Source organism: uncultured Polaribacter sp. (genome assembly GCF_947503875.1).
In the GTDB taxonomy this organism is placed as follows: Bacteria; Bacteroidota; Bacteroidia; order Flavobacteriales; family Flavobacteriaceae; genus Polaribacter.
Window position 1 is genome coordinate 402,140 of record NZ_CANNFH010000003.1, and the last position, 23,651, is coordinate 425,790.

A 23,651-nucleotide genomic window follows, 5' to 3' on the forward strand; every position below is an offset into this window, starting at 1 on the left:
CGAAGATACATTTTTTAAACAAGTATTTCTGCTTTGTTTAAAAAACGTATTTTTGCCAAAAAGCGTATTTATGTCTAGAATTTTAGCGATTGATTTTGGTAAAAAAAGAACGGGAATTGCAGTTACCGACGAATTGCAAATAATAGCTTCTGGCTTAACCACTGTAAATACAGAAGAACTACTTCCTTTTTTAAAAGACTACATTTCTAAAGAAAAAGTAGCTCTTTTTTTAGTGGGTTTACCCAAACAAATGAATAATACAGATAGCGAAAGTGAAGTTTTAATTGCACCGTTTTTAGCAAAACTTCAAAAAGAAATACCCAATATTCCTGTAAAAAGAATAGACGAACGTTTTACTTCTAAAATGGCATTACAAACTATGATAGCTGGCGGAATGAAGAAAAAACAGCGCAGAAACAAAGCTTTGGTAGACGAAATTAGTGCTACCATTATTTTACAATCATATTTGTACAGTAAATTTTAAATTGTTTAGATTCATAATCTAAACTAAAAAAAAACGCTAAAACTACAGTATTGCTAAAATTCAAAAGTAAAAATTGGTAATTCGCAATTCTAAGTTGTATTTTTGCACTCGTTTTAAAGAAAATAAATAAATGATTTTACCCATAGTTGCTTACGGAGATCCTGTTTTAAGGAAAGTTGCTGCAGAAATAGATAAGGACTATCCAGATTTAGAGAAACTTATTGCCAACATGAAAGAAACCATGTACAACGCCTCTGGTGTTGGCTTGGCTGCGCCTCAAATTGGTAAAGCCATTCGTTTGTTTGTTATTGATGCCTCTCCTTTTGCGGAAGATGAAGAATTATCTGAAGAAGATAGAGCCGTTTTAAAAACATTTAATCGTGTTTTTATTAATGCAAAAATTTTAGAAGAGAAAGGTGATGAATGGGTTTTTAATGAAGGCTGCTTGAGCATACCAGATGTTAGAGAAGATGTTTTTCGCAAACCAAAAATAAAAATAGAATATGTAGATGAGAACTTTACAAAACAAACCGAAGAATTAGACGGTTTAGCAGCTAGAGTTTTTCAGCACGAATATGATCATATAGAGGGTATTCTTTTTACAGACAAACTATCTTCTCTTAAAAAAAGAATTATAAAAAAGAAATTGGCAAATATTTCTAAGGGAAAAATTAATGCAGACTACAGAATGCGTTTTCCACTTGCTAAAAAAGGTAAATAAATAAGAACTTAGTTAAACAGGTTTTCAAATAAAAATAAAATAATGGAATTCAGTAAAATTATTTCAGTAGCTGGTAAACCCGGTTTATATCAAGTAGTATCTCAGTCTAAAAATGCAATTATTGTTGCTTCTTTATCAGATGATAAAAGAATTGCTGTTAATGCTACTCAAAATGTGAGTTTGTTAGAAAATATTGCAATTTATACATACGAAGAAGACTTACCTTTATTAGATGTATTTAAAGCAATTTATGTCAAAACTGAAGGTGCAGAAGCAATATCACACAAAGAAAGTGGTAAAAAATTAGAGGCTTTTTTTACTGAAGTATTGCCAAATTATGACGATGAAAGAGTGTACACTTCTAATATTAAAAAGGTAATACAATGGTTTAATATTCTGGTAAAATCTGGTATGGATTTTTCTAAAATTGAAGCTACTGCAGAAGAGTCTACTGAAGAAAAATAGACCTCAAAAAGCTTATCAAACCACAAATAAATAATGTCATTTCTACTAAAATAGAAATGACATTTTAATACCACCACATTTTGAATAGCAGAAAAGAACAATTAGCCGCATTTAATAGATTGTTAGATATAATGGATGATCTTAGGGAAAAATGTCCTTGGGATAAAAAACAAACTTTAGAAAGTTTACGCCATCTTACAATTGAAGAAACTTATGAGCTTGCAGATGCTATTTTAGACAACGACTTACCAGAAATTAAAAAAGAATTGGGAGATGTGTTATTGCATATTGTATTCTATGCAAAAATTGGTAGTGAAAAAAAAGCTTTTGATATTGCAGATGTTACCAATGCTATTTCAGATAAATTAATAGACAGACACCCTCATATTTATGGCGATGTTACTGTAGAAAACGAGGCAGATGTAAAACGAAACTGGGAACAACTAAAGTTAAAAGAAGGTAAAAATTCTGTTTTAGAAGGTGTGCCTAAAAGTTTACCAGCAGTTGTAAAAGCCAGTAGAATTCAAGAAAAAGTGGCGGGTGTTGGTTTTGATTGGGAAAAACCAGAGCAAGTTTGGGAAAAAGTACAAGAAGAATTAGCTGAATTAAACGAAGAAATTAAAGCAGGCAACAAAGAAAACACAGAAAAAGAGTTTGGTGATGTTTTGTTTTCTATGATAAATTATGCGCGTTTTATAGATGTTAATCCGGAAAATGCTTTAGAAAAAACGAATAAAAAATTTATAAATCGTTTTCAATTCTTAGAAAAAGAGGCTAAAAAAGCAGGAAAAAATATTGCAGATATGTCTTTAACAGAAATGGATGTTTATTGGGAAGCTTCTAAAAAATATTTTAAATAACCCGTTTATAAAAAACTAAACCAACATTAATTTTGCAATTATTTCCTCTCCTATTTCTTCGTTCATCATTTTAATTATTTTCTCTTTACCATAGCTTAACTCTTCACGCAAAACAGATGAAGTTAATTGTACAATTAACGTTTTATTTTGCAATTTAACAGAAGTGGTATGGGTTGCAACTCCTGGTCCCATCATTTTTTGCCAAGTTTCTTCTATTTTAATTTTTTGCATGCCTTTACTCAAATTATTTTCTTGAATAAAAAGCTGCATTAAATCTTTTACCGAAAAAGAATCGTTTTCTCTCTTAGCCATTTTTGGTTATTGGTTATTGGTTATTGGTTATTGGTTATTGGTTATTGGTTATTGGTTATTGGTTATTGGTTATTGGTTAAAGTTGAAAAAAGCAACACTACTTTGCACGCAAAAACGGATAAACTTATGAACAAAATTCACAACTTTAAAACTTTAAAACTTTAAAACTTTAAAACTTTAAACTTTAAACTTTTAAAACCTTAAAAAACTACAGTTCAAAAATTTCATAAGATTTATCGCTTTGTTTTAAAATAGACTCTGTTCTATCTTTGTGTGTATCTGTAACAAATATCTGTCCAAACTCGTCATTATTCACTAAATCAATAATTTGCAAAACTCTACTTTCATCTAGCTTATCAAAAATATCATCTAGTAATAAAATAGGCGTTACTTTAGATTGTTGTTTAATAAATTCAAACTGAGCAAACTTAAGCGCAATTAAATACGATTTCTGTTGCCCTTGAGAACCAAACTTTTTAATAGGATATTCTCCAATATTAAAACTTAAATCGTCTTTATGTATACCAGCAGTAGTATATTGCACCATTCTATCTTTATCTAAAGACTTTTGTAATAAATCTTCTATAGAAAAATCGTGTAACTGACTTTTATACACCAAGTCTACACGTTCATTATCACCAGAAATAATGGTATATTTTTCATTAAAAATTGGGATAAAGCTTTCTAAAAAATCTTTTCTTACTTCATAAATACTGCTTCCATACGTTGCTAATTGCTCATTATAAACATTTAAATTTAAAGCATCAAATGTTCTATTGGCCGCAAAATATTTTAATAATGCATTTCTTTGACTTAAAACTTTATTATATGCCAATAAATCTTGTAAATACTTTTTGTTTTGTTGCGCTATTACACCATCTATAAATTTTCTTCTGGTATCACTACCTTCAGTAACCAAATCTCTATCTGCTGGCGATATAATTACCAAAGGAAGTTGACCTATATGTTCAGAAAACTTCTCGTAATTTTTACCATTTCGTTTTAAAACTTTCTTTTGCCCTTTTTTTAGGCTACAAACCATTTTCTCATTCCTATCATTTAAAAAATAATCTCCTTCCACCATAAAAAAAGATTCTCCATGTTTTATATTCTGCCCAGCAACAGAATTAAAGTAACTTTTTGCAAAACTCAGGTAATAAATAGCATCTAAAACATTGGTTTTACCCACGCCATTGTTGCCTACAAAACAATTTATTTTCTCTTGAAAATCAAAAGATTGCGATGTTATATTTTTAAAATTAACTAAAGAAAGTTTCTGTAAATACATTAATAAAAAAAGGTCTTTAAAATGATTTGCAAATTATTGAAAATTTTGCGAATTATAGACTTTTAAAATCCAATTAAAAAAACTATTTTTGTCGCCACTAATTTTTAAGGAAATATGGCAACGTACAAGAAAAAATATAAAGCAGAAGGTAAAAAGCAGCAACAGCAAGTTGAAGAAATGGAAAGCACAACCGCTGAAGTTTTTAATACATTAGATGAAACTGCTTCTAAATCTGAACAATGGATAGAAAAAAATAGCAAACCACTTTTTTACTCTTTGGTAGCAGTTGTAGTGCTATTTTTAGCCTATTTAGGTTACAATAAATATATTGTAGCGCCTAAGGAATTAGAGGCATCTAACGAATTGGCTTTTCCAAGAAAATACTTTAACGAAGCTTCTACAGCTGGTTCTGGTATAGATTCTTTACTTACTTTAGGTTTAGAAGGTGCAGATGGTAAATTTGGTTTTTTAGATATTGCAGATTCTTACAGGGGTACAGATGCCGGTAATTTAGCAAACTATTATGCTGGTGTTTCTTATTTACAGATGAAGAATTACGAAAAAGCAATTAGTCATTTAGAAAAATTTGATTCAGATGATGCTTTATTAGGTCCTGTTGCATTAGGAGCAATTGGCGATGCTTTTGCAGATATAGACCAACCAGAGCAAGCTTTAGAATATTACGAAAAAGCAGCAAATAAAAAAGATAATACTTTTACAGCACCTTTATTTTTGTACAAAGCTGGGCAAACAGCTATGTTATTAAAAGAGTTTGGTAAAGCAGAAAATTTATTTTCGCAAATAAAAGCAAACTACCCAAAATCTGAACAAGGTATAGCTATAGAAAAATTTATAAATGCAGCTAAATACGCTAAGCAATAATAAGTAGGCAGTAATTCAGTTTACAGAAGGTTGTCAAGTTGCTAACTGATGACTGAGAACTAAAGACTGAAAACTGAGGACAGAAGACTCAAAATATGGCAACAACAAATTTATCTTACTACGATAAAGCTACAATCCCAAATGCGAAATCTTTTCGATTTGGGATTGTGGTTTCTGAATGGAATCAAGAAATTACTGAAAACCTTAAAAAAGGAGCTATTGCTACTTTACAAGATTGTGGGGCAATTGCAGAAAACATAGTTTCTTGGAATGTGCCTGGTAGTTTTGAACTTGTATATGGTTGTAAAAAAATGATACAATCTCAAAAAGTAGATGCTATTATTGCCATTGGAAACGTAATTCAAGGAGAAACTAAACATTTCGATTTTGTTTGTGATGGCGTAACACAAGGTATTATAGATTTAAATGTTAAATACGATGTACCTGTAATTTACTGTGTATTAACAGACAATACCAAACAACAATCTTTAGACAGATCTGGTGGTAAATTAGGTAATAAAGGTATAGAATGTGCTGTTGCTGCTGTTAAAATGGCTGCCATTAAAAATTCTGATAGATCTTCTGATAGTATTGGATTTTAATAAAAATACGCTTTATTTTAAGAATACTTTTAACATCAGATTTAAATACAATTTCTTTATTTTTTTTTAAATTTGATAAGCTTTTTAAATTGGTATAAACATTAATTTACAACTAAATTAATAAACCAATTAGATAAAATATTATGGGATTTTTAAAACGTACAAATAAAAAATTTAATTATCAGCCTCGTTATTACAAAGGTGAAGGTAATCCTTTTAAAATTGAGCATAAACTGGATCAATTTAGAACAACTGCGGGTAAAAACAAAGGTTTTAAAGGCAAATTTAGTGATGCTATAGACGATTTAAAAAATCCAGATAAAACTGTAAACAAAACACTTATAATTATCATCTCTATTTTAGTATTTATTTTCTTATACATCATAGATTTCGATTTATCTATATTCACAAAATAATTAATGTCTGACATTATTCAACTTTTACCAGATCATGTTGCCAACCAAATTGCAGCAGGAGAAGTAGTACAAAGGCCAGCTTCTGTAGTAAAAGAGTTGCTAGAGAATGCTATAGATGCAGGTGCAACCAATATAAAGTTACTACTTAAAGACGCTGGTAAAACGCTTATTCAAGTTATAGACGATGGCAAAGGAATGAGTGCTACAGATGCAAGAATGTGTTTTGAGCGCCATGCAACTTCTAAAATACGAAAGGCAGAAGACTTATTTAATTTAAGTACCAAAGGTTTTAGAGGCGAAGCTTTAGCATCTATTGCTGCTATTGCTCATGTAGAATTAAAAACAAAAGAAGAAAACCAAGAATTAGGTTGCGCTATAAAGATTGAAGGCAGTAAAATTATATCTCAAGATTTTGTTTCTACAGGGAAAGGAACCAGTTTAGCGGTTAAAAATTTATTTTATAATATTCCTGCAAGAAGAAATTTCTTAAAATCAGACACTGTTGAAACAAGGCATATTGTAGACGAGTTTCAAAGAGTAGTTTTGGCTCATCCTAATATTTCGTTTTTACTACATCACAATAACAACGAAGTTTATAATTTAAGAAGTGGTAATTTAAGACAACGTATTGTTGCTGTTTTTGGTGGTAAAATGAATGAAAAATTAGTACCTATAAATGAAGTTACTGATATTTTAACAATAGAAGGTTTTGTTGCGAAACCTGAATTTTCTAAAAGAAAAAGAGGCGAACAGTTTTTCTTTGTAAATGATCGTTTTATTAAAAGCTCTTATCTGAATCATGCTGTGGTTAATGCTTTTGATGGCTTGCTAGAAAACGGAACACATCCCTCCTATTTTTTGTATTTAAAAGTACCAACAAATACAATAGATATAAATATTCACCCCACAAAAACAGAAATAAAGTTTGATAATGAAAAAGCTTTATATGCCATGTTACGTGCTACTGTAAAACACAGTTTAGGCCAGTATAATGTTGCACCTGTTTTAGATTTTAATAGAGATGCTAACTTAGATACACCATACACTTACAAATCAAACACTAAAGTTGCAAGCGTTCCTAAAATTTCTGTAGATCCTAATTTTAATCCGTTTAAAGAAGAAAATCCACCTAAACAAACTAAAGCAGTTCTTCCTTTTAAAAGAGAAAAGAATACAGAAAGTTGGGAATCTTTATACACTTCTTCTGCTGCCGTTATTGAAAACGAACAAGAACAACTTTTTGAACATAAGCAAGAAGAAAAAACGCAAAAAACGTTTCAAATTCAGCGCAAATATGTGTTGAGTTTAATTAAATCTGGTGTGGTTTTAATCAATCAATCTTTAGCGCATCAAAGGGTTTTGTACGAAGAGTTTTTAGAAAGCATCACTATTAAAGAAGCCAATAGTCAACAATTACTATTTCCTGTAAAAATTTCTTTTTCTTCCGCAGAAATAGAAATGATTTATACCATTAAAACAGAGTTAGAAAATGCTGGTTTTTCTTTTGATGAATTTACCAAAGCCAGTGTTACCATAAAAGGAATACCTGTTTCTGTTACAGAAAGTAAAATAACAATTATTTTAGAAGAGTTGCTAAATGATATAAATTTAGAAGTACCAGACGCAAGTTTTAGTCATTTTGATGTTATGGCAAAATCTTTTGCAAAAACATTGTCTATAAAAACAGGTACATTACTATCAGAAAAAGAGCAAGAAGGCTTGGTAAACGACCTCTTTTCTTGCAAAGAGCCTAGTGTTTCACCTTTTGGTAAAGCTACTTTTAAAACATTAACGTTAAACCAAATAGATAATTTATTTAATAGTTAATTATGGGGAAACTTACAGAAGGTATCAAACACTTAATTATTATAAATGTAATTCTATTTATTGCACCACAATTGCTAAAATTAGATTTTACAAATATATTGGCCTTGCATTTTCCTAAAAATGATAATTTCGGAATTTGGCAATATATTACTCACATGTTTATGCATGGTAGTTTTCCGCATATTTTATTCAACATGTATGGTTTATGGGCTTTTGGTACACCTTTAGAGCAAATGTGGGGCAAAAAAAAGTTTTTATTTTTTTATTTCTCTGCAGGTTTAGGTGCAGGAATAATATATACACTAGTTAATTATTATCAATTTAATAATGCTTTTGAAAAACTAATTGAATTAGGTTCTACAAAATCAGAAATTTTGGAACTAATGAATCCTACTCTAGTTTATAAAAATGAATATTTACAAACGGTTAATTCGCTATACGCAACTCCTGCAGTTGGTGCTTCTGGTGCAGTTTACGGAGTTTTAGCCGCTTTTGGGTTGTTTTTTAAAGATGCTAAACTCGCTTTACTATTTTTTCCAGTGCCTATTGCTGCAAAATACTTTATTCCTGTAATGATTTTGGGTGATTTATTTTTTGGAATGACAAAATATTCAATTGGCAATGTAGCACACTTTGCACACGTTGGTGGCGCTTTAATAGGATTTCTAATCGCTTTTTACTGGAAAAAAAATCAATTTAAAACAAATTAAATGGGTTTTATAGATAACATAAAATATAAGTTTAATACGGGTAGTATTATAGAAAAATTAATTTACATAAACGTAGGTATTTTTGCGGTAACCTTACTTCTAACAATTGCTCAAGGTCTTTTTAGAGGGCAACCAACTTTTATTGTAGAATGGTTTGCATTAGATGATAATTTATCTGAATTGTTTACCAAACCTTGGTCTTTGATATCCTATGGTTTTTTACACTCTGGTTTTATACACCTACTTTTTAATATGATAGGTTTGTACTTTATTGGCAATCTATTCATTCAATATTTTACCCAAAAACAAGCCTTACAATTTTATTTATTAGGTACACTTTTTGGCGGATTTTTCTATCTATTTAGTCAAAACTACTTTCCGCTTTTCGAAGGAAGTTCTTCACGTTTAGTAGGGGCTTCTGCAGGTGTTTCCGCAATTTTTATTGGCTTGGCAACGTACATGCCCAATTATCAAATTAATGTACGTTTACTAGGTTATATAAAATTATGGCATTTGGCAGCAGTTTGGTTAGCATTTGATCTTGTGGGTTTAATAGGACCTAATGCTGGTGGTAGTTTTTCTCATTTAGGTGGTAGTTTATTTGGCTTTTTATTTGTAAATCAAGCAAGTAATAAGAAAATTGATATTTTTGGTAGTATTTTTTCGATATTCAAAAGAAAAGAAAAACCATTACAAACGGTATACAAAGCGAAAACAAAATCTAAAAACACAACAACAACACCTACAAATAATAATCAGAAGAAAATAGATGAAATTTTAGATAAAATTAGTAAATCTGGCTACGATACATTAACGAAAGCCGAAAAAGAGTTTTTATTTAAACAAGGTAAAAGTTAAATGAAGAAATTATCTTTTTTAAATAAGTTTCTATATTTAGTCAATTCATTAATTGCAACTTTATTACTATTGTCTTTTTTATTGCCTTATATTTCTCCAGAAATAATCCCTTTTTCTGGAATTTTAAGTCTTTTTGCACCAGTATTATTAATTGTAAATATTGGTTTTGTTATTTATTGGATTTTAAAATTAAAAAAGCATTTTCTACTTTCTTTAGTAGTTTTATTAATAGGTTGGTTTGTAGCAACTCCTTTTTATAAAATGTCTGATAATAACTCTTCATTAAATTCAGATTTAAAGATAATGAGCTACAATGTAAAATCATTTGATTTATTTCATAAGAATAAAAAAGAAACAAAACTTGCAAATGGGTTTCACTTTATTTCAGATAAAAATCCTGATGTAATAGCCATTCAAGAATACTATCAAACCAAAAAAAACAAGTTTGTTTTTCCTTATAAATTTGTGAACTTAAGATCTAAAAAAAGTAAATATGGTATGGCTATTTATTCTAAATATAGAATTATAAATAGTGGTTCTTTAGATTTAAAAAGCGAGGGAAATAACATTATTTTTGCAGATATTATTAAAAATAAAGATACCATAAGGGTTTACAATGCGCACTTTGAGTCTTTAAGAATAAAACCTAACGAAGAAAATTTCGGGGAAAAAAATTCTGAAAAATTAATAGCAAGGGTTGGTAATTCTTTTAAAGAACAAGCCAAACAAACCCAGGTTTTTTTAGCCCATAAAAAAACTTGGAAGGGCAAAATAATAATTTGTGGCGATTTTAATAACACTGCTTACTCTTGGATGTACAAACAAATTTCTGAAAATAAAAAAGATGCTTTTATAGCAGCAGGTAAAGGTTTTGGTAAAACTTTTAATTATTGGTTTCCTGTAAGAATCGATTTTATTTTAACAGATGAAGATGCCATTATAAATCAGTTTAAGACTTTTACAGTAGATTATTCAGATCATTTTCCTATACAAGCAAAAATTAATTGGAGTAATTAATAACTTCTTTTTTGAATTGCAGCGTAAGATTTTTCTTCTATTTTGTTTTTTAAAATTTTTGTAAAAAAAGCAAACATCTGCTTAAACCTGGCCATTTTTAAAGAAAAATAACTGAATTTTAAGAGCCTACCGAATTTTTCTTTTAAATCTTGCTCGTATTTTTGTAAATTTTCTACAGAAAAATCACTTTCCTGCAAACATCGCTCAATATTTTTAGCTGCTATAATACCAGACATCATTCCTGTTCCTATTCCTTCTTTATAAAAAGGGTTCGCCAAACCTGCAGCATCACCAACTAAAACAAATTTATTTCCAAAAATTTTATGTTTCCCAAAGTGAAAAGGTATAGACCAACCACGCCAATTCCCTACTCTTCTGCCATCTATAAATTTATGTTTTACTTTTTTATGTCGTTTAATAATGGCGTTAATTTCATCAATTAAATTAATATTATGCTTTTTAATAAGGTCTGCTCTTCCTCCTAAACTTACATTAACTTGACCGTCAGCTAAAGGAAAAATATAAAAAAACAAAGGCATTTTTTTATAAATCAATCTTATTTCTGCTACATTTTCTTTGGCTAAAAGCACGTTTTCAAAATACCCACAAACAAAAGTAGAAGCTAGTTTTTTAGAAATTTTTTCACCAACTAAATTGCTATATACTTTAGACTTCACACCATCTGCACCAACCACTAACTTGGTCTCAATTTGTTTTCCGTCTTTTAAAGTAATTAAAATATTGTCTTTGTGTTCTTTTAGTGTTTTTACGCCATTTCCAAAAATGGTTTTTGCGTACTTTTTATTCAAATGATTCACTAAAAAATCATCAAAATCTATGCGTTTTGCATAAGAGATAACCATATCTCTTTTTTGAGTTTCCTTAAATTCTACATGATGTAAATTATCTGGATGAAACTGTATTTTTTTACTGTGTATAAACTTCGGATTGTTTAAAAAATCATAAAACAAGCCTTCTCCTAAAATTTTTAGAGAACGATATGCATAAAGTATCAAACCATCTCCACAAGTTTTATCTCTAGGAAAAACAGCTTTATCTATAATGTAATGATGAATTTTTAAGTTAGACAACATTATAGAAGTGGCACTTCCTGCAGGACCTGCACCAACAATACAAACCGCTGTTTTTTCAATATTTTGCATAACAGTAGCAAAGATATAAAAGAAAAAGAGGAAATCTATTTTTGAAACTTTTGGGTGTAAAATAATTGCACAATATTTTGACTCTAAACTATCTGCAATTATAATATAATTTGATATTTAGTCTCTAATAGTTGTAAATCTTTATTTATGGCAGAACTCTCTATCTTAAAATTTAATTTTTCTAGTATTTTTTTTGAAGCAATATTTTCATCAACTACATAAGCAATTAACTTTTTAAAACCTCTATTTTTACAATAGAAAAGTAAACCTTTACAAGCTTCTAAACCAAAACCTTGTCCCCAATAATCTTCTATAAATCTATACCCAATTTCGTCGTCTAAACCTTCTTTTACCAAAGCTAACGTGCCAATAAATTGTTTATCTGTCTTATTTACAATAGCATAAATCCAAAAATCATTGTCCGCTTTTTGATATCTTGCTATTAAATTCAACAATTCTATTTTATTTTCCGCAAAACTTTTTACTTCACCATCTGCATATTTTAAAACATTGGGGTTGTTTTGTAATTTATAAAAAGAAGATAAATCTTCTAATTTAAGTTTTCTAATAAGTAATCTTTCTGTTTCAAAAATCATGAATAATATTGTACTTTTGAGAACTCTAAAAGTACTTAAATGAACCTAGAAAAAAAAGTTGCTTTTTATACTTTAGGATGCAAATTAAATTTCTCTGAAACCTCTACCATTGCAAGAAATTTTGTAAATGAAGGTTTCAAACGTGTGGAATTTGAAGAAAAAGCAGACATTTATGTGATTAACACTTGCTCTGTTACAGATAATGCAGACAAGCGTTTTAAAAGTATTGTAAAAAATGCTTTAAAGAAAAACGATGATGCTTTTTTAATTGCTGTAGGCTGTTATGCACAATTAAAACCAGAAGAATTAGCCGCTGTAAATGGTGTAGATTTAGTTTTAGGAGCAACAGAAAAATTTAATGTTACTGCTTACATTAACGATTTAACCAAAAATAATGTTGGTGAGGTACATTCTTGCGAAATAGCTGATGCCGATTTTTATGTAGGATCTTATTCTATTGGAGACAGAACTCGTGCTTTTTTAAAAGTACAAGATGGTTGTGATTATAAATGCACTTATTGCACAATACCTTTAGCACGTGGTATTTCTAGAAGTGATACTTTGGAGAATGTAATTGCAAATGCCAAAGAAATATCTGCCAAAGGCATTAAAGAAATTGTACTTACAGGCGTAAATATTGGCGATTATGGTAAAGGTGAATTTGGTAACAAAAAACACGAACATACTTTTTTAGAATTGGTTAAAGAGTTAGATACTGTAAACGGAATTCAACGTTTACGCATCTCTTCTATAGAGCCAAATTTATTACAAGACGAAACTATTAGTTTTGTGGCAAATTCTAATTCTTTTGTACCGCATTTTCATATTCCTTTGCAATCTGGTAGTGATGTTTTATTAAAGAAAATGAAACGACGTTATTTAACAAATACCTACACCAATAGAGTTGCAAGAATTAAAGAAACCATGCCTAATGCTTGTATAGGTGTAGATGTTATTGTTGGTTTTCCTGGTGAAACCGATGAAATCTTCTTAGAAACTTATAATTATTTAAACGATTTAGATATTTCCTATCTTCATGTTTTTACCTATTCTGAAAGACCAAATACAGAAGCTGTAGACTTTGCTGGTGTTGTTCCTAAAAAAACTAGAGCCAAACGCAGTAAAATGTTGCGTGGTTTATCTGCAAAAAAAAGACGTGCTTTTTATGAATCGCAACTGGGTAATTCTTTAACCGTTTTATTTGAAAACGAAAATAAGGAAGGTTATATACAAGGATTTACAGAAAACTATGTAAAAGTAAAAACCCCTTGGAATCCAGAACTAATAAATACTTTACACACAATTACTTTAACAGAAATTGATGTTGATGGTTTGGTTAGATTTGAATTTACAAGTGCACTAGTTTAAATTTTCTTTGATTTGCCTATTTGAATTGTATTAAAATAAATAATGAAAAAAATTCCTATCTATTTTATGCCTGGACTGGCTGCTAGCCCAGAAATTTTTGAAAATTTAACCTTAGATAAGGAAAAGTACAGTTTACATTACCTAAAATGGATTGCTCCTTTAGATTTAGATGAAGGTATAGCCAATTATGCATATAGATTAAGCGCTTTTATAAAAGAAGAAAATCCTGTTTTAGTAGGTGTCTCTTTTGGCGGAATTTTGGTTCAAGAAATGGCTCTGTTTGTAAAACCAAGAAAAGTAATTATTATTTCTAGTGTAAAAAACCAAAATGAATTGCCTCAAAAATTTAAGTTTGCGAAGTTTACCAAAATATATAAATTATTTCCAACCAAAGTTGTAGAAAACTTTGAGCAATATGCACAATATTTTTTAGGAAAACCATTGAAGAAAAAAGCAGATTTATATAAGAAATACCTTTCTGTAAGAGACAAAACCTACTTAAAATGGTCTATATACAATGTTTTAAAATGGAAACAACTAAACCCTATAAAAAGCATTGTACATATACACGGCAATAAAGACACCGTTTTTCCTATTAAAAACATTAAAAACTCTATAGAAATTAAGGGAGGTACACATGTTATGATTTTAATGAAAGCCAAACAAATAACTAAAATTATTGATACCGTTTTAACTTGTTAAAACAATCGTGTTTTCTTACATTTATCGTTGAAACTGTATATTATGAAAGGAACACATAGATTTTTAATACTTACCAGTATTTGTACTTTAGCATTACTTTTTTTTAATGGAATAAATCAAAATACTGCAAAAAAAGACAAAGGTTTAGAACCTGAAGAGACTCAAACACACGAGAGCTACAAAATAAAAGCACTAAAATTACCTGAGAATTTAAATTTAGCTGGAGAAAGAGTTCCTGTAGAAATTAATGATGTAAAAGAAAGAATGGAAAGAGAATTGTTAGTAAATACGTACTGGCAATCTAATGGCATATTACTTATTAAAAGAGCAAACAAATACTTTCCTTTATTAGAGCCACTTTTAGAAAAATATGGTTTACCAGACGACTTTAAATTTTTAGCACTGGCAGAAAGTGGTTTTATAGATGAAACCTCTACTGCAGGAGCAGCAGGAATGTGGCATTTTTTAAAAGCTACAGGCAGAGAATATGGCTTAGAAATAAACAAAAACGTAGATGAACGTTACAATATTGAAAAATCGACCAAAGTTGCCGCGGAATATTTAAAAAAATCTAAAAAAAGTTTAGGTTCTTGGACGCTAGCTGCTGCTGCCTATAATGCTGGTAATTATGGTGTTTCTAAGAGGTTAAAAGAACAAGAAGTAACTACTTATTATGATGTAAAGTTACCAGATGAAACAGAACGCTATATTTTTAGAATTTTAGCTTTAAAAGAAGTAATTAACAATCCTAAAAAATATGGTTTTGTATTTGAAGATGAGGATTTATACAATTTAAAACCTACTACAACAATTAAAGTTGACACGGCAATTACAAATATTACCCGTTTTGCAAAACAATACAATTTAAACTATAAAGAGTTTAAAATTTATAACCCTTGGTTAAGAGAAAATAAACTGAACAATAAAAGTAGAAAATTGTATGAAATTAAAATACCTGTAAATTAATTTTATAAAATTTCTTTTACACGACCTACAAGACCAGAAGACAACTTAACTTTAATACCATAAGGATGGTTAGGAGATTTTGTTAAAATCTCTGCCACTACTCCCTCTGCAGTTATTCCTGATTTCTGATTTTGCTTTTCTACAATTTTAACAAACTGTCCAATTTCAATATTTTTTCGTTTTCTAGAGTCAATCATTATTTTTGGTTTACAAGTGCAAAATAAGTTAATTTTTAAAATAAAGTATTTTTAGAAAAAAGTAACGAAATAATAGAGCAAAAAAAAACCTATCAATCTTTGATAGGTTTTCTTTAAAAAATTAACTAGTAATAATATATAATTATATAACTCTTACGTTTACTGCGTTTAATCCTTTTCTTCCATCTTGTAAGTCAAATTCAACTTCATCGTTTTCACGAATTTCGTCAACTAATCCTGACACATGTACAAAATGTTCTTTGTTTGTTCCTTCTTCAGTGATGAATCCGAATCCTTTAGATTCATTGAAAAATTTTACGGTACCTTTATTCATTGTAATAAATATTAATGTGCTGCCTGTTTAATTACGAACAGCGCTTATTGAATTGCAAATATAGAACCAAAAAAACGAATATGATATACTATTACCATATTCTTTTAGTTAAATTATGTTAAATATTGATAATTAAGCTCTTAACCCTATTAAATTCCTCAATAATTTCCTCAAAAACTTCTTTTACTGGTTTTATTTGATGAATTAATCCTGCAATCTGACCAATTTCTAACTCTCCATTTTCTAAATCTCCTTCAAACATTCCTTTTTTTGCCCTGGCTCTTCCTAATAGTTTTCTTAAATCTTTTGTTGTTGGGTTTTGTTGATACAGCTCTTGCACTTCATTATAAAACTTATTTTTAACCAATCTTACAGGTGCTAATTCTTTTAATGTAAGCTGTGTATCACCATCTTTAACATCTACAATTGTATTCTTAAAATTAATATGTGCAGATGATTCTAAAGTAGCTGCAAACCTACTGCCTATTTGCACTGCATCTGCTCCCAAAACCATAGCTGCCAACATTCCTCTCCCTGTACCAATTCCGCCAGCGGCGATTATAGGAATTTTAACTTGCTCTTTTACCATAGGTATTAAAGTAAAAGTGGTGGTTTCTTCTCTTCCATTATGTCCGCCAGCTTCAAAACCCTCGCAAACAACAGCATCTACACCTGCTGATTCTGCTTTTAGCGCAAATTTTACTGAACTTACTACATGCACCACAGTAATTCCTTGTTCCTTTAAAAAATTAGTCCACGTTCTTGGGTTTCCTGCGGAAGTAAAAACAATTTTCACACCTTCCTCTATAATAATATCCATTATTTTTTCAATTTCTGGATACAACATGGGTACATTTACACCAAAAGGTTTTTTTGTGGCTTTTTTGCATTTTTGAATGTGTTCTCTTAAAACCTCTGGATACATAGAACCTGCGCCAATTAAACCCAATCCACCTGCATTAGAAACGGCTGCTGCTAGTTTCCAACCAGAAACCCAAATCATACCACCTTGTATTACTGGGTATTTTATATTGAATAATTTTGTGATGCTGTTTTGCATTACTGCTTAATAATTTTAATAGTTTTCTGCTGATTATCTTTAGTAATTTTCAAAAAATAAATACCACTATTTAATAAGGAAATATCAATTTGATTGATAGTGTAATTAATTTGTGGTTTTATTTGTTTTCCTAAAACATCAAATAATTCTAATTGGTAAGATTTTAAACCATCTGCAAGACCATCAACATTAAAAATAGTTGCAGTAGGATTTGGAAATACCTTAAGATTTATAAAGTTATTATATAACAAGGATGCTGTAGATGCTTTGTAATTTTGTAAAGCCTGATCAAAATTAGGGATTCCATAGCCATGTTGTGCTGTTGGGTTCACATATCTGTCTGCAGATGTATATACTGCTTCTTTTAAGTAGGCATTCCAGTTTTTAGGAAGTGTTTTAGATGAAGATTTTAATAAAAAACCTGCATTATCATTTAAACAAGCAATTAAACCCGCCATAATTGGTGATGAAAATGATGTTCCACTAAAATTTACAACTTCCCCAGAAATATGATGAATTACGGCTGATGCACCGCCCATTGCTAAAATTTCTGGTTTTATGCGTCCGTCAAAGCTAGGGCCAAAAGAACTAAAGAAAGAAATGTTTCTATTTGCTGCTACACTACCCACTGTAATTACAGATTTTGCATCTGCAGGGGCAGTAATATATTTCCAAGCGCTATTGCCAGAATTTCCTGCAGAATTTACTACTAAAACACCTTTTTGAGATGCAATTTCTGCTCCTCTAGAAATAAATGTAGTTTTTCCATCCATATCTTGGTAGGAATAACTGTGATTTGGATTATCAAATGTTGAATAACCTAGTGAAGTATTAATTACATCTACACCCAAACTGTCTGCTTTTTCTGCAGCTTCTACCCAAAGTGTTTCTTCTAAAACCGTTTCAGACTCTACAATTTCAGTTATAAATAAATAAAATTTTGCATCTGGTGCAGTACCCACAAATTCGTCTTGAATATAGCCCCCAATTGTAGATAAAACATTAGTACCATGATTATTTCTGGTGTAAAAATTGGTATTTCTGTCTGCAAAATTATAACCTCCCAAAATTTGATTGTTATCTCTTAATCTTTTAAACGCTGGCAAAGTATTTACATTAGGAAAACCAGAATCCATAACCGCTATAATTTGGTTTTTACCTGTTAAACCTTGTTGATGTAAAAAATCTCCTTTTAACATTTTGATTTGAGTATCTGCTGCTCCATAATTAAAAGGTTTAGTAACATTTTTAAATTTGTTACTATGATTGTCCATGGCTGTTTTAGAGATAGTTTTGCTACTTGTGTTTAAAGATTTGTTGGCAAATTCTATATGTTTAATAAAAGAAAAATCTGTTTTTAATTCAGTTATTGCAGCTATAGTTCCTTGAATATGAATTGCATTTAACCATTTTGATTTTCCCAAAACAATAATATTATTGGCTTTTTTAATCTGATTGTAATAGCTTTTTTCTAAAGGAACATCTACGGAATCTAATTCGATTTGCAAATTAATTCTTCTATCTATTGCTCTTTGAGACAGCATCGTTAAAGGGTTCTCTATATAATTACTTGCGCTGGGTTTGTCTTTTAAATACACCCAAGCATCTTCTTGCTGTGCGAAAAAAGTGGTACTAACCAAAAGAAAAAAAAGTAAACCTATTTTATGCATTTTTTTATTTTATACTTTTTTAAAAGTACTGATTCTTGATAAAATATCAATAAAATTTAACGTTATGATTTTAAACGAAATTCTTTGTTACTGTAAGAAAGAAATATAAGGCTAAAAACTATCTTTTAAGAAGAGTTTAGCAAAGAATAGAAATTTATTTTATCCTCAAAATTTTGGTGAAATAAGATTTTTTTAGCAATGTTCATTCAACTGGCTATTTTTAATAAATTGCTTTGCAATTGCTCAAAATAGCTTTTACTAAGAAATAACACCAGAGCCTAAGAGTTCTTCATTTTTATACCAAGCCACAAATTGCCCTTCTTGTATAGCAGATTGTTTGTTTTCAAACTCAACAAATAAACCAGTTGCTACTTTATGCAAAGTCGCATTTTCTAGCGGTTGTCTGTAACGTATTCTTGCCTCAACTTTTAAGGTTTCTCCTATTTGTAGTTCTAAATCTTCACGAATCCAATGCAGTTCCTCATTTGAAACAAATAGTGTATTTCTATACAAACCTGGGTGATTTTTACCTTCACCTGCATAAATTGTGTTGGTGTTTACATCTGTTTCTATAACATATAAAGCTTCTTTTGTTCCACCAACATTTAAACCTTTACGTTGCCCTTTGGTAAAATAATGAGCACCTTGGTGTTTACCAACGCTCTTACCATCATCTTCATTATAAGAAAACTTGGTAGCAAAATGTTGTAATTCTTCTTCTTTTGAAGAAAAAACAGGAATTTCTGTTTGATACTGATCAAAATCTGATGGAATGGTAATAATATTACCTTCTTTTGGCTGTAATTTCTGTTGTAAAAATTCTGGTAAACGTACTTTTCCAATAAAACAAAGTCCTTGCGAATCTTTCTTTTCTGCGGTAATTAAATCTGCTTCTTTGGCTATTGCTCTTACTTCTGGCTTGGTTAATTCGCCAATAGGAAACAACGCTTTTGTGAGTTGTTCTTGAGACAATTGACAAAGAAAATAAGACTGATCTTTATTATTGTCTTTACCTGCCAATAGTTTATAAACCGGTTTTCCGTTAATGATTTCTTCGCCTTTTCTACAATAATGACCAGTTGCAACATAATCTGCACCTAATTTTAAAGCTATGTCCATAAAAACATCAAACTTTATTTCTCGGTTACACAAAACATCAGGATTTGGGGTTCTTCCCTTTTCATACTCGGCAAACATATAATCTACAATACGTTCTTTATATTGTTCGCTTAAATCTACTACCTGAAAAGGAATGTTTAATTTTTCTGCCACAATCATGGCATCATTAGAATCTTCTAACCACGGGCATTCATTAGAAATTGTTACAGAATCATCGTGCCAATTTTTCATAAAAAGCCCAATTACTTCATAACCTTGCTCTTTTAATAAATGTGCTGTAACGCTAGAATCTACACCTCCAGAAAGACCAACTACTACTCTTTTCATTCTTTATTTTTAAGGTGGCAAAGATAACAATTAGAAATGGTTTCTTTAAAATTTAAAGGCTATGGTTTGAGAAGTGAGAAGTGAGAAGTGAGAAGTGAGAAGTGAGAAGTGAGAAGTGAGAAGTGAGAAAATTAAACGTTTTCAAGAAATATTCAAGAAAATTGAAAAATATTTTGCGACTTTCAACCTTTCAACCTTTAAACTTTACCACTTTTAAACTTTTGAACTTTTAAACTTTTAAACTTTTAAAAAAAAATCAATTCTTTTTTTTAACCTTAAACTTTTTCTTCTGTTCTTTTTTTGTAGCAACTTCTCCATCCATATAATATTCCCATTCTCCAACACGCACGCCTTCTTTGTAATTACCCGTTTCTTTTAAGTTGCCATTTAATTCAAAGTATTTTGCTAAGCCGTTTTCTTTACCCGATTTAAAAGTTACCTCTTCAATTAAGCTACCATTACTCGCATATTTCTTTGTTATACCGTGCAGTAAACCATTTTCGTATGCTGCCAATTCAGTAATTTTCCCATCAGGATAATATACTGTTTGTTTACCATGTAACTTTCCGTTTGTGTTGTAATGTTCCTCAGACATTAAAGCGCCATCAGGATAAAAATATTTCCACTTACCCCTTCTTTTTCTGCCAGTTAAAGTACCTTCTGTTTTTAATGTTCCATTTAATCTAAAAAACTGCACTAAAAGCGAATCTGAATTTTTATAAAATGTTTTAATTATTGTAGGATAATCTGAGTTAGAAATATCATAAAATTTAAAAACACCAACTTCTTTTCCATTTTCAAATCTGCCTGTATAACGAATTCTTTTATTCGGATGATATTTTTTCCAAACACCAATTCTTTGGTTATTTTTATTGTATTGATTTATTTTTTGGGCTTTTATATCTTGTTTGATAAAAAAACAACACAAAAAACCCAAGAAAAAAGTTAGTCTTTTAATATGTATCATTACATTGTAATTTTAAACAAATATACAATAAAGCATTTGCAACACTCATGTCAACACCTAATCAACTTTATTTATTAACGCAGTTAAACAACATGCAAACTGCTGCTAAAGAAAACAGAAATAACGTTGCTAATATTGTGCTAGAAAACAAAAATTTATTTGCAGAATTGGTTAGCATAACTTTTTGGGCTGATGATAAAATTTCTATAAAAGCTGCTTGGATTTTAGAATGGATTTGCACACATGAAAGTATCGATTGGATTCTTCCGTATTTAGAGCAATTCACCCAAAACATTACTCATTTAAAATTTGATAGCGCCATAAGACCTTGTGCTAAAATTTGCGAACATTTGGCCAACGCTTATTTTCACAAAAAAGAAAACAAAACAAAAAAAACACTCACCACTCAGCAAATAGAAGCCATAGTTACTACTGGTTTTGATTGGTTAATTACACCACAAAAAATTGCAGTTAGGGCCTATACCATGAATACTTTGTATTTATTTGGGTTGAAAAATAGTTGGATTCATCCAGAATTAAAACACCTAATAGAAAGCAAAATAATTCATGAAAGCAAAGGCACCAAAGCCCGTGGAAAACAAATTCTTTTATTGATTGAAAAACATAAGAAATTTGAATAATAAATGTGTTTTAATGCTTATTTTTGCAACTTACAATCTAAGAAGAAATGAACTTATCACAATTGAATGCCATATCTCCTATTGATGGGAGATACAGAGGGAAAATAGAAAAATTAGCCAACTACTTTTCTGAAGAGGCTTTAATAAAATACAGAGTTCGCGTAGAAATAGAATATTTTATAGCGCTATGCGAGATACCTTTACCACAGTTATCAGATTTTAATACTAACTTATTTGACGATCTACGTAAAATTTATATTGATTTTACAGCAGAAGATGCTCAAAAGATTAAAGATATTGAAAAAATCACCAATCACGATGTAAAAGCAGTTGAGTATTTTATCAAAGAAAAATTTGATGCTTTAGGTTTAGAAAAAGATAAAGAATTTATTCATTTTGGCTTAACTTCTCAAGATATCAATAATACTGCAATTCCGCTTTCTATAAAAGAAGCAATGAATGATGTTTTTGTACCTCATTATTTTGAGGTTTTAGAAAAACTACAAGCTTTAGTTATTGAATGGAAAGAGGTTTCTATGTTGGCAAGAACACACGGGCAACCAGCATCACCAACAAGATTAGGTAAAGAAATAGATGTTTATGTTACGCGTTTAAAAGAGCAATTTAATTTATTAAATGACATACCAAGTGCTGCAAAATTTGGAGGAGCAACTGGTAATTTTAATGCGCATAAAGTTGCATACAAAAACATAGATTGGAAAGCATTTGGAACTAGTTTTGTGCAAGAAAAACTAGGTTTATACCATAGTTTTCCAACTACACAAATAGAACATTACGATCATTTAGCAGCATTATTTGACTGTTTAAAAAGAATAAATACCATTATTATAGATTTAGATAGAGATTTCTGGACCTACGTTTCTATGGATTATTTTAAACAAAAAATTAAAAAAGGTGAAGTAGGCTCTTCTGCCATGCCACACAAAGTAAATCCTATAGATTTTGAAAATTCTGAGGGAAATCTAGGCATAGCCAATGCTATTTTTGAGCATTTATCTGCTAAATTACCGGTTTCTAGATTACAAAGAGATTTGACAGACAGCACTGTTTTACGTAATGTTGGTGTACCTTTTGGACACACTATAATCGCTTTTACTTCAACCTTAAAAGGTTTAAATAAACTGTTATTAAACAAACAAAAGTTTGAAGATGATTTAGAAAACAATTGGGCTGTTGTAGCAGAAGCTATTCAAACTATTTTAAGAAGAGAGGCATATCCTAATCCTTATGAGGCTTTAAAAGGGTTGACTAGAACTAACGAGAAAATAAATCAGAACTTAATTGCTAATTTTATAGATACTTTAGAAGTTTCTAATGAAATAAAAGAAGAATTAAAAGCAATTACACCTGCAAATTATACAGGGATTTAGTTTTTAGTAATTTCAAAAAAAACAGTAAACATAAACGAGGTTTAGAAAAGAAAAAAGGGGTTTTAATTCAAATAACAATATTTAAAAAATAGAATTATGAGTTGTTTATCAAAATTTACAAAATCAATTATTTGTGTATGCATAGGTGCTTTTTTCTTTATTTCTTGTGAATCTGAAAAACCAGACGCCAACCGTTTTAAACAGGGTGTTTTTGAAATTCCTGCTGGAGATGGTTACAGTAAAACAATCATCACCAGAAAAGATAGTTTACAAATAGAAGAATACGAAAAAATTATTAGTATTTCTACAGACAGCACCATTACAGAAAAACGAGTAAAAAGAATTGATACTTTATATATTAAATGGAAAAGTAACTTCTTTTATTCTTTAAAAATGAAATCGCCTAAAAAGCAATTGGATAAAGATGCTATTTATGTTCAAGTTACAAAGGTTACAGATAGTTCTTACGATTTTTCTGCTAAAGTAGGTTTTAGTAAATTTAAAACTGATGGAACTTTATATAAGGTAAAATAAAACACATTTTTACTAATTTTAAGCTTTAAATTGGCTCTATTTTTAACATATCTCTAAGTTTTTAATAAAGAGAGAATTGTATTTTGCGACAAATTATTTAAGTTTTTTACAATAGCATAATTTAGATATTAAACACTGATTATCAAAAAACTAAAAAAACATATAAGCATATTA

General features: G+C 29.7%; 27 protein-coding genes. 17 read left to right on the forward strand and 10 right to left on the reverse strand.

What is annotated here, in order from left to right; all coding sequences use genetic code 11:
• Positions 1–70: 70 nt before the first annotated feature.
• The 4 genes from ruvX to mazG all read left to right on the forward strand — a co-directional run bounded on the left by ruvX (position 71) and on the right by mazG (position 2,530).
• Positions 71–484: a Holliday junction resolvase RuvX gene (gene ruvX / locus Q0684_RS06845; protein WP_299014237.1), complete on the forward strand. Its 414-nt coding sequence runs from the start codon at positions 71–73 to the stop codon at positions 482–484.
• Between the two features lie 130 nt (positions 485–614).
• Positions 615–1,205 carry a peptide deformylase gene (def, locus tag Q0684_RS06850; protein WP_299014239.1) on the forward strand — a complete coding sequence of 197 codons (591 nt, stop codon included), beginning with the start codon at positions 615–617 and terminating at the stop codon, positions 1,203–1,205.
• Positions 1,206–1,247: 42 nt separating this feature from the next.
• Positions 1,248–1,670 carry a DUF5606 domain-containing protein gene (locus Q0684_RS06855; protein ID WP_299014242.1) on the forward strand — a complete coding sequence of 141 codons (423 nt, stop codon included), beginning with the start codon at positions 1,248–1,250 and terminating at the stop codon, positions 1,668–1,670.
• An 80-nt stretch (positions 1,671–1,750) separates the two neighbouring features.
• Complete coding sequence (gene mazG / locus Q0684_RS06860; protein WP_299014245.1) at positions 1,751–2,530, forward strand: nucleoside triphosphate pyrophosphohydrolase; 780 nt, start codon at positions 1,751–1,753, stop codon at positions 2,528–2,530.
• Positions 2,531–2,545: 15 nt separating this feature from the next.
• On the opposite strand, the gene Q0684_RS06865 is transcribed toward mazG, so the two are convergent.
• Both Q0684_RS06865 and recF read right to left on the reverse strand, forming a co-directional pair.
• Entirely contained in the window at positions 2,546–2,842 is a 297-nt protein-coding gene (locus Q0684_RS06865) for a DUF721 domain-containing protein (protein ID WP_299014248.1), read from the reverse strand.
• A 208-nt stretch (positions 2,843–3,050) separates the two neighbouring features.
• Entirely contained in the window at positions 3,051–4,130 is a 1,080-nt protein-coding gene (gene recF / locus Q0684_RS06870) for a DNA replication and repair protein RecF (RefSeq protein WP_299014251.1), read from the reverse strand.
• A 114-nt stretch (positions 4,131–4,244) separates the two neighbouring features.
• On the opposite strand from recF, the gene Q0684_RS06875 reads away from it, so the two are divergent.
• From Q0684_RS06875 to Q0684_RS06905, 7 genes are all read left to right on the forward strand, one after another.
• The gene (locus Q0684_RS06875) at positions 4,245–5,012 is read left to right on the forward strand and encodes a tetratricopeptide repeat protein (protein ID WP_299014254.1); all 768 of its coding nucleotides are present in this window, start codon (positions 4,245–4,247) and stop codon (positions 5,010–5,012) included.
• Positions 5,013–5,107: 95 nt separating this feature from the next.
• Positions 5,108–5,614: a 6,7-dimethyl-8-ribityllumazine synthase gene (gene ribH, locus Q0684_RS06880; RefSeq protein ID WP_299014257.1), complete on the forward strand. Its 507-nt coding sequence runs from the start codon at positions 5,108–5,110 to the stop codon at positions 5,612–5,614.
• A 143-nt stretch (positions 5,615–5,757) separates the two neighbouring features.
• Positions 5,758–6,030: a riboflavin synthase subunit beta gene (locus Q0684_RS06885; RefSeq protein WP_299014260.1), complete on the forward strand. Its 273-nt coding sequence runs from the start codon at positions 5,758–5,760 to the stop codon at positions 6,028–6,030.
• A 3-nt stretch (positions 6,031–6,033) separates the two neighbouring features.
• A complete protein-coding gene (gene mutL, locus Q0684_RS06890; protein WP_299014263.1) occupies positions 6,034–7,857 on the forward strand; it encodes a DNA mismatch repair endonuclease MutL in 1,824 nt (607 codons plus the stop codon).
• A gap of 2 nt (positions 7,858–7,859) precedes the next feature.
• Complete coding sequence (locus tag Q0684_RS06895) at positions 7,860–8,567, forward strand: rhomboid family intramembrane serine protease (RefSeq protein WP_299014265.1); 708 nt, start codon at positions 7,860–7,862, stop codon at positions 8,565–8,567.
• Positions 8,568–9,425 carry a rhomboid family intramembrane serine protease gene (locus tag Q0684_RS06900; protein WP_299014268.1) on the forward strand — a complete coding sequence of 286 codons (858 nt, stop codon included), beginning with the start codon at positions 8,568–8,570 and terminating at the stop codon, positions 9,423–9,425. It abuts the gene before it with no gap.
• A complete protein-coding gene (locus tag Q0684_RS06905; RefSeq protein WP_299014271.1) occupies positions 9,426–10,442 on the forward strand; it encodes an endonuclease/exonuclease/phosphatase family protein in 1,017 nt (338 codons plus the stop codon).
• Here the strand turns inward: Q0684_RS06905 and Q0684_RS06910 are convergent.
• The gene (locus Q0684_RS06910; protein ID WP_299014274.1) at positions 10,439–11,605 is read right to left on the reverse strand and encodes an NAD(P)/FAD-dependent oxidoreductase; all 1,167 of its coding nucleotides are present in this window, start codon (positions 11,603–11,605) and stop codon (positions 10,439–10,441) included. The genes Q0684_RS06905 and Q0684_RS06910 overlap by 4 nt on opposite strands.
• Positions 11,606–11,703: 98 nt before the next feature.
• Complete coding sequence (locus Q0684_RS06915; protein ID WP_299014277.1) at positions 11,704–12,201, reverse strand: GNAT family N-acetyltransferase; 498 nt, start codon at positions 12,199–12,201, stop codon at positions 11,704–11,706.
• A gap of 39 nt (positions 12,202–12,240) precedes the next feature.
• On the opposite strand from Q0684_RS06915, the gene mtaB reads away from it, so the two are divergent.
• Genes mtaB through Q0684_RS06930 form a run of 3 tightly spaced genes read left to right on the forward strand, consistent with a single transcriptional unit; the run spans position 12,241 to position 15,237 of the window.
• Positions 12,241–13,569 carry a tRNA (N(6)-L-threonylcarbamoyladenosine(37)-C(2))-methylthiotransferase MtaB gene (gene mtaB, locus Q0684_RS06920; RefSeq protein WP_299014280.1) on the forward strand — a complete coding sequence of 443 codons (1,329 nt, stop codon included), beginning with the start codon at positions 12,241–12,243 and terminating at the stop codon, positions 13,567–13,569.
• 42 nt (positions 13,570–13,611) lie between these two features.
• Positions 13,612–14,271, forward strand: coding sequence for an alpha/beta hydrolase (locus Q0684_RS06925; RefSeq protein ID WP_299014283.1), 660 nt, complete (start codon positions 13,612–13,614; stop codon positions 14,269–14,271).
• A gap of 42 nt (positions 14,272–14,313) precedes the next feature.
• On the forward strand, positions 14,314–15,237 hold the full coding sequence (locus Q0684_RS06930) for a lytic transglycosylase domain-containing protein (protein ID WP_299014286.1): 924 nt from the start codon (positions 14,314–14,316) through the stop codon (positions 15,235–15,237).
• Between the two features lie 2 nt (positions 15,238–15,239).
• On the opposite strand, the gene Q0684_RS06935 is transcribed toward Q0684_RS06930, so the two are convergent.
• From Q0684_RS06935 to Q0684_RS06960, 6 genes are all read right to left on the reverse strand, one after another.
• On the reverse strand, positions 15,240–15,434 hold the full coding sequence (locus tag Q0684_RS06935) for a YwbE family protein (RefSeq protein ID WP_299014288.1): 195 nt from the start codon (positions 15,432–15,434) through the stop codon (positions 15,240–15,242).
• 142 nt (positions 15,435–15,576) lie between these two features.
• Positions 15,577–15,768: a cold shock domain-containing protein gene (locus Q0684_RS06940; RefSeq protein ID WP_077809452.1), complete on the reverse strand. Its 192-nt coding sequence runs from the start codon at positions 15,766–15,768 to the stop codon at positions 15,577–15,579.
• Positions 15,769–15,886: 118 nt separating this feature from the next.
• On the reverse strand, positions 15,887–16,828 hold the full coding sequence (locus Q0684_RS06945; RefSeq protein ID WP_299014291.1) for a nitronate monooxygenase: 942 nt from the start codon (positions 16,826–16,828) through the stop codon (positions 15,887–15,889).
• On the reverse strand, positions 16,828–18,498 hold the full coding sequence (locus Q0684_RS06950) for a S8 family serine peptidase (protein WP_299014294.1): 1,671 nt from the start codon (positions 18,496–18,498) through the stop codon (positions 16,828–16,830). Before Q0684_RS06950 ends, Q0684_RS06945 begins: the two co-directional genes overlap by 1 nt.
• A 258-nt stretch (positions 18,499–18,756) precedes the next feature.
• Positions 18,757–19,944 carry a tRNA 2-thiouridine(34) synthase MnmA gene (mnmA, locus tag Q0684_RS06955; protein WP_299014296.1) on the reverse strand — a complete coding sequence of 396 codons (1,188 nt, stop codon included), beginning with the start codon at positions 19,942–19,944 and terminating at the stop codon, positions 18,757–18,759.
• Between the two features lie 256 nt (positions 19,945–20,200).
• Positions 20,201–20,911, reverse strand: a complete 711-nt coding sequence (locus Q0684_RS06960) for a toxin-antitoxin system YwqK family antitoxin (protein WP_299014298.1) — start codon at positions 20,909–20,911, stop codon at positions 20,201–20,203.
• A gap of 47 nt (positions 20,912–20,958) precedes the next feature.
• Between Q0684_RS06960 and Q0684_RS06965 the strand changes: the two genes are divergently transcribed.
• The 3 genes from Q0684_RS06965 to Q0684_RS06975 all read left to right on the forward strand — a co-directional run bounded on the left by Q0684_RS06965 (position 20,959) and on the right by Q0684_RS06975 (position 23,477).
• Positions 20,959–21,552, forward strand: a complete 594-nt coding sequence (locus Q0684_RS06965; RefSeq protein ID WP_299014301.1) for an adenylosuccinate lyase — start codon at positions 20,959–20,961, stop codon at positions 21,550–21,552.
• A gap of 47 nt (positions 21,553–21,599) precedes the next feature.
• On the forward strand, positions 21,600–22,943 hold the full coding sequence (purB, locus tag Q0684_RS06970) for an adenylosuccinate lyase (RefSeq protein WP_299014304.1): 1,344 nt from the start codon (positions 21,600–21,602) through the stop codon (positions 22,941–22,943).
• A gap of 96 nt (positions 22,944–23,039) precedes the next feature.
• On the forward strand, positions 23,040–23,477 hold the full coding sequence (locus Q0684_RS06975; protein WP_299014307.1) for a hypothetical protein: 438 nt from the start codon (positions 23,040–23,042) through the stop codon (positions 23,475–23,477).
• The last annotated feature ends 174 nt before the right edge of the window (positions 23,478–23,651 follow it).